Here is a 6,636-nt window from a genome sequence, read left to right as displayed (position 1 = left end):
CATACCGCCCTGATCGCCGGTCGTATTCGATACCATACAGGAGATTATACCAAGTTGTCGAGACATGTGGGAAACGGCAGCGTGCGTCGACAATTCAAGGAGGCCTGAGATTAGATAAGGAAAGCGCGATAGATGATCCCATCCGTTCTATCCAATCAGGTCCGAAAAGGCATTGAAGATTTTCTAAAGACAAACTTTCCTGTTTCCACTTTTCGCGGTTGTCCAATCAGGAGATTCCCTTTCTCGATATTTTACTCAATTGAAGAATTAGCTAAATTGATATTTAAAAAATTCCAGCAAAGCGTCAAAAATATTAATTATAATAAATTCAATTAGTTTACCCATACTATCCCTCTTAAATGGCGCCGGGGAGACCCAATGGAATAAATACCTTTTGACTTTATGAATTAAAAGCCTATCTTAAATGAATAAGCCTATCAGAATTTGAGTTTCAAACAGGATGCGAAAATCTATATCCAACCCTCTCGTTCGTATTCGGACCGGAGGGTTTTTTTTGGGGTGAATACCTGAAACGGGAACTTCACAAGTCAATAATTTAAAAAAGATGAGGCAAAAAAAATGGACTACAAAAAAGGCGAAATGGTAAAACACCCCGGCATGCCGGAATGGGGGCTGGGAAAAGTTTTGGAGGACAGCCGGGATTACAAGGTCCGCATATTCTTCACCGGGGATGGCTGGAAGACCCTGTCATTAAAACATGTCGAGCCGGTAAAAATTTCCGGGAAAGAAGCCAGACACCCGATATTGGATCATTTATGGGCTAAAGAAGGCGGGGGGAGCAAGTACCAACGCTTCGAAACCTCAAAAGAAATGTTTTTAAAGGACTATCCCGATGGATTTTATGATCCAGCCTACCTGAAGGGTGAAAGAAATCATAAGGTAGCGGCTCATGAACTGGCTCTGAGTTTAATAGGCCCCGAGCAACTGAAGGCCTTGTTAAGTCAAAAGGATTATGAAGAAATATCCAAACGGGCACTGAAGGTAGTGACCGCCACCAATCTGATATCTCCCAACGAAAAATTGGCGTTAAAAAATGGTCTTAAAGATCCGGAAAGCAGGGAGTTATTCTCCGAAAACCTTTATCAACTGTTATATGGAAAAGAGGATGTAAAGGATCGGTTTATTGCGTTTGCCCGAGCCTTGGAGGCAATCAAGGCGGCCAAGTGGACCACCCTGTCCTATTTTCTGTTCATTGTCTTCCCCGAAAAATATATTTTTATTAAACCGATCGTCACTGAACCGGCCGCGGAGATATCCGCCTTCGAAATAAATTATCGCCCGGATTTGAATTGGCGAACCTATAAGTCCGTTCTGGATTTCTCTGAATACTTCTGGTCTGAGCTGAAGGATCTCAAACCAAGGGATATGATCGACATCCAATCGTTCATGTGGCGCATTGGACCGAACAAATAACTATTTGGAACGCTAAGACGATTCACTGCCAGGGCTTCAATAAAAAAGTGGGGGAGAATTGGACATTCTCCCCCACTTTTTTTTATGGATTAACTAATGGCTACAGGGCCGTTACATTGACGGCGGCCGGGCCTTTTTTGCCCTGCTCGATATCAAAGCTTACCCGCTGGCCTTCTTCCAAGGTTCTAAATCCCGCCATACTGATGGCTGAATGGTGGATAAAAACATCTTTATCCTGACCGTCCACCTCAATAAAGCCAAAACCTTTGTTCTCATTGAACCACTTTACACGTCCTTCTGGCATAGTCCTATTCCTCTCTTGAATTATTTCTCAAGTTGGGATACGACTTGCCTAAAAAAAAGGCATCGAAAATAAATCCTCCGATGCCTGTACTCATCGAATTGTTCACCAACTTCGACCGTTATTCACACCGTACGGGGTCAATAACGGATTTCTTATTAAGAAAGATAAGACTATTATTTTGAAAAGTCAAGTTTTTTCGCCGGCCAAGCGCCCCATTCCCCATGGCCGAATCCAACCCGGAAAAATCCTAAGAGGATTAAAACAATCCCATAGCCTGACAATATCCACCGGTCCAGCCCTGTCCATAGGAGTTCCTGAAGACCGGTAATCAATACAGCCCCGAGTAAGGGCCCCCACCAGTGTTTCCCTCCACCTATCAGGGCCATAACCACCACCGGCATGGCCACCGATAACCCAAAGGCCGAGGCCGGTCCTATATAACCGGATTGACGGATGTAAATGCCTCCGGCCAGGAAAGCGATGGCAGCGCCCAAAACATAGGCCTGAACCTTGGCGGAAAAGACCGGAATTCCAATGGACTCGGCCGTTCGTTCATCTTCCTGAAGCATCTTCAATCTGAATCCCAATCTTTTGTTGTTCACTATCCCGTTAGCCCCCAAGGAAAGGCCGGCCAGGGCCAGGGATAGCCAGTAGCATTCCAGATTATGGTCACTCAAAGGGAGGGAAAGCCCTTCCAGACCTCCGGAGAGAAAAATAAGTTTTCCAGCCAATTCTTCCAAAAGGATAAGAATTCCCAGGCTGGCCACGGAAAAATAAAACCCTTGGAGGCGAAAGAGGGGCAAAGCCAGTAAACCGGCTACCGGTAAGAACAAGAACAGACCGACCAGCAGGCTGATGAGAAAGGGATATCCGTTTAATATAAGAATGGCCGCCCCGTAGCCCCCCAATCCGAAAAAAGCCATATATCCCAAATTCAGATAGCCACCGAAGCCCCAAAGCAGGTTGATTCCTCCGGTCAGACTGACATTAATCAGGAGGGTAAAGACCAAGGTGATCCAGTAATGGGAAAAGACCACCGGAAAAATCATAAAGGGAATGGCACAAATCCCTAAGGCCATTGGTTGGATATTTTTCATTGAGAACGCTTCAATCCTTCGGGGAAAATAAACACCAGACTCAGATAGGTCATTACGGGTAGCAAAATCCCCCACTGGGCCTCCCAAAGGGCAATGCCTAATGATTCCAGTATCCCCCAGGAAAAGCCGGCAACGATAGACCGGAGGATATGGCCTGGTCCGACCACCATAACCATCAGTATGGACATAATGGTTATTTTTAGACCCATAAAGGGTGTAACAGGAAACAAAAGGATCCAGAACACCCCGGCCAATCCGGCCGCGGCCAAACTCAGGGATCCGGCCCAGGCCCTGGTACTCTGCATCGGGATGCCTATGAATAAGGCCCCTTCCGGATCCTGGGGAACGGCCCGCAGGGATCGGCCCAGGTCCGTCCGGAAGAGGAAAAAAATCAGAAAAAGGAAAACAGCGAATAAAACGGAACATAAAATCAAGGCCAGGGGGGAAAAGACCAGTCCTTTCCAGTGCCAGGATAAAAATCCGGCAGACAGTCCGATTAAGGGGTGGACCAGGATGGAGGCGGAGGCTTCTTCCAGGACAAAAGCCAGCCCGAGAGTGATCAATAAGAAGGCCACGAAGGCCTCGGCGGGTTCCCGCTTATACCAGGAAGGCCTCCACAAAGAACCCAGGCCCCTGCCCAATCCGCCGAAAAGCACCGGGACTAACAAAATACTCCACAGGGGCGAGAGGCCAAAAGCAGCCGACAGACCATAGCCGGTCAAAGCACCCAGGATCAGAAAGGATCCGTGGGCCAGATTCATGACCCCTAACAGCCCCAGGTTCAGGGACATCCCCAGGGACAGGAGGCCGTAGATCCCGCCCAACAGGATCCCGCCAAGGGCGATCTGGATGATAAGTGCGTAATCCATTTTTTTTTTAACTTACCTTCTCTTTTGGGGCAGGTTCGGATAGCGATGGGTTCCGGTGGCGATCTCTTTCGGCCAGAGGATTTGGTATCGCCCATCCTGGATCTGGCTGGGATAGGTATTGATCTGTCCCAGGCCCGTGGCGTTAAAGCGGTTGGGCCCCCCCAGGGTCCGGAAAGAATGGGTCTTCAGGGTTTCCATTAACTGGCCGGCCTCCAGGGATGGAGTCTGTTCCAGGGTTTGTTCCACAATTTCCAGGGCCATCATATAAGCCGGGGCCCAGGGATAGTCATCCCTATCGATCCGGGCCTTGGCCAGAATTTCCAAAAACCGGGAGGCTGAACCCCCTTTCATCTCCGGCACCCAATAGGATTGGCCGGTAATCCCTTCGGCCTCCAGGCCCAGGTACTTTTTAAAGACCCCACTATGATGGGTGACATGGAACTCCCTGGGGGATAATCCGAATTCCCTGGCCTGCCGCATAAACAAAGAGGCCAAAGGAATGTTGGCCGAACAGAAGATGATATCCGGGTCTGATTTTTGAAGCTTGTTCAGCATGGCTGTGAAATTACGGGTGTCGGCCGGAACGATGTCTGCGGTGAGGGTTTTTATCCCGGCCTTTTCAGCCAGAAGCCTGGCCCCTTCATAGACACTTAAAGGATGGAGGGTTTCTTCAACGACAAAAGAAACGGTTTTGGCCTTTTTCCCGGCTTGAAGCATTTCCCAGTAACGATAGGTATAACGGGGGGCTTCATCGAGCAGCCCCACCAGCCATTGAAAGCCGCGCTGGTAGATTTTAGGGGAATTGGCGCAAATGGCCAACAGGGGAATCCGCTCCTTTTCGGACAGGGAGCTGATGGCAAAGGTCAGGGAACTGCTATAAGGCCCCAGAAGCAGATGCACCTTATCCTCCGTGATCAGACGCTGATAAAAACGTCGGGCCGTGGCCTCATCGCTCTGATCATCATAGACAATCATTTTAACCGGCACCCGTCTATTGCTTTTTTTAAGATAGAGTCCACCCTGTTCATTGATCATTTCCGCCCAGGCCGTCAATATTTTCTTGAAAGGCCCGACCTCCAGGGCGAATTTACCGGTAGCCGAGACTGTGGCCCCGACACGGATTTCATGGATATTGGCGTAAGACGGTTGAGCGATACAACCTAACAGCCAGGCAATCAGTAAAACAAACCCTGTTTTTATTTTTGGCATGGGATCCCTCCTTTAGTCGCTTAGTAAATTAACATCGACAAAGCTTTGTCGATCAGGTGAGCAGTGCCCCTCTATCCGTCATTCCGGCAAGATTTAAAGCCTGTCCCCGAATGTCTAAATCGGGGAGCGGAATCCAGGGACTTTGATTTGCATTTTCTTAAAAAACCTGGATTCCCGATAAAGACATTCGGGAATGACGAAAAAGGGGTGCTACAGTGTTAAGTCAAGTGACCCGTCAGGTGACCCGCTTCCGGGCAACTCCAGGACGAGGCATCGATTCTTACCCAATAAAAAAGGCCACCCTTTGAGTCTGGATGGCCTTGGCCTGAACATTACTCTGTTTCGCTTTGCTTTAAAATGTAATGGTCTTTTTACGGCATGGTCGGTAAAAAATCAATAAAAATTTTTTTAAAGTGCGCCCCTTGGGGGTCGGGAGTAAGAAGGCCGGGAAAACCGGTCGAATGGATCACCCTCAGGAGAGAAGACGGGAGAAAAGCTTATTGATGTATTTGAAATAATAATCGCTATTATCTACTCCAAAAACCCAGAGATCGTAAACTCTTTCATAGGCAATGGAATGACGGTCGGCATATTCAATAGGAAATAACAAAACAGGAATCATGCGACGATCATCATAGAGGCTCAACTGCGACAAGGCCCTTAAAAAAACCTCAAAAGGAAAATCTTCGGGTTCCAAGACAAACAATGACAGGCTGTTGGTCAATTCGGATAAGTTTAAACCGATATCGGTTTTGATTAAACTGATTATCGCTTTGACCTGGCCCTTTTTCTTTATGGACAATAGACGGCGTTCACGTTTAAAGCCGACCCGGTGATAATTATCGGTTAACCGATTATTATCTAAAATCTCCGGATATAAGTCCAGAGCCTGGATCATCTGTCCGCCGGAGGTATGATTGTAAAAATGGGCCAGCTCTTCCAGGTCTTCCTGGCCGGTCGCCGTCAAAACCCAGGGCTCCGGGAGTTTGCCCTCTTGAGAGCTGAGGACCATCGGGTAGGAGATATAGGCAAAACGATCCAAAGAACAAATGCTGGGGTCCTTCAAGGTTCTTGCCGCTCCCCCGAAAACCAGGTTTGGAAACTTATTATCAGGCCGGAAATAGCAGATAATATTATCCATCTGGGAAGATTCGAAGTAGTGGGAATCGATGATATAGCGTTCAATTTGCTGCAACAGGGTCAAAGCCACTCTTTTGTGCCTGGAACTGGGAGTCGCTGCAAAGTGATGGAGCATCCAGGTCGTTTCGTAAACATGAAGCATCGAAATATGTCCCAGGATGGCCCCTCTCTCCTGATAAGTAATATGCCTTTCTATTTCATTGGGGTTATTATAAATTCTTTCATAGAGTTTTTTGAAATCTTCTTTTTTTTGTTGAATATAATGATATTTTTGAGGATAGATAAATCCGGACTGAAAAAAAAATTGCCACAGGGATTCCAATTCAATAGTCCCGCAAATATCCAAATTATTATTCATGGATTTATTAACCAGATTGGTTAATTTAATATAGTCCCCGTTGGACATATTTAAAATAGTGAAGCCGCATTTAACAATATTTTCATCCACCCTGTTTTTATAAATAACCTGGGCTTTGCAGGAAAGGGTAATCGTATTGGCCAGCTCGATTTGAATGTCGGGGATAATCATTCCCGGCAGGAGCGTGGAGGATTCCTCTTCTTCTTCCACGGAGAAACCGGAGGT

General features: G+C 47.2%; 6 protein-coding genes. 1 reads left to right on the top strand and 5 read right to left on the bottom strand.

Annotation, left to right across the window (positions count from 1 at the left end; translation table 11 throughout):
• Positions 1-579: 579 nt before the first annotated feature.
• Positions 580-1,434: a DUF3553 domain-containing protein gene (locus HY879_26140; GenBank protein MBI5606826.1), complete on the top strand. Its 855-nt coding sequence runs from the start codon at positions 580-582 to the stop codon at positions 1,432-1,434.
• 100 nt (positions 1,435-1,534) lie between these two features.
• Here the strand turns inward: HY879_26140 and HY879_26135 are convergent, their stop codons facing one another.
• From HY879_26135 to HY879_26115, 5 genes are all read right to left on the bottom strand, one after another.
• Positions 1,535-1,738, bottom strand: a complete 204-nt coding sequence (locus HY879_26135; protein ID MBI5606825.1) for a cold-shock protein — start codon at positions 1,736-1,738, stop codon at positions 1,535-1,537.
• A gap of 173 nt (positions 1,739-1,911) precedes the next feature.
• A complete protein-coding gene (locus tag HY879_26130) occupies positions 1,912-2,835 on the bottom strand; it encodes a branched-chain amino acid ABC transporter permease (protein ID MBI5606824.1) in 924 nt (307 codons plus the stop codon).
• Positions 2,832-3,704, bottom strand: coding sequence for a branched-chain amino acid ABC transporter permease (locus tag HY879_26125; protein ID MBI5606823.1), 873 nt, complete (start codon positions 3,702-3,704; stop codon positions 2,832-2,834). The genes HY879_26130 and HY879_26125 overlap by 4 nt, the downstream gene beginning before the upstream one ends.
• A 12-nt stretch (positions 3,705-3,716) precedes the next feature.
• Complete coding sequence (locus HY879_26120) at positions 3,717-4,913, bottom strand: amino acid ABC transporter substrate-binding protein (protein MBI5606822.1); 1,197 nt, start codon at positions 4,911-4,913, stop codon at positions 3,717-3,719.
• Between the two features lie 472 nt (positions 4,914-5,385).
• A partial coding sequence (locus tag HY879_26115; GenBank protein MBI5606821.1) for a GNAT family N-acetyltransferase occupies positions 5,386-6,636 on the bottom strand: 1,251 nt, incomplete at its 5' end.

The organism is Deltaproteobacteria bacterium (assembly GCA_016219225.1).
Taxonomy (GTDB): domain Bacteria; phylum Desulfobacterota; class RBG-13-43-22; order RBG-13-43-22; family RBG-13-43-22; genus RBG-13-43-22.
Note: the sequence above shows the minus strand (reverse complement) of the source record. Positions and strands in the feature narration are given on the sequence as shown.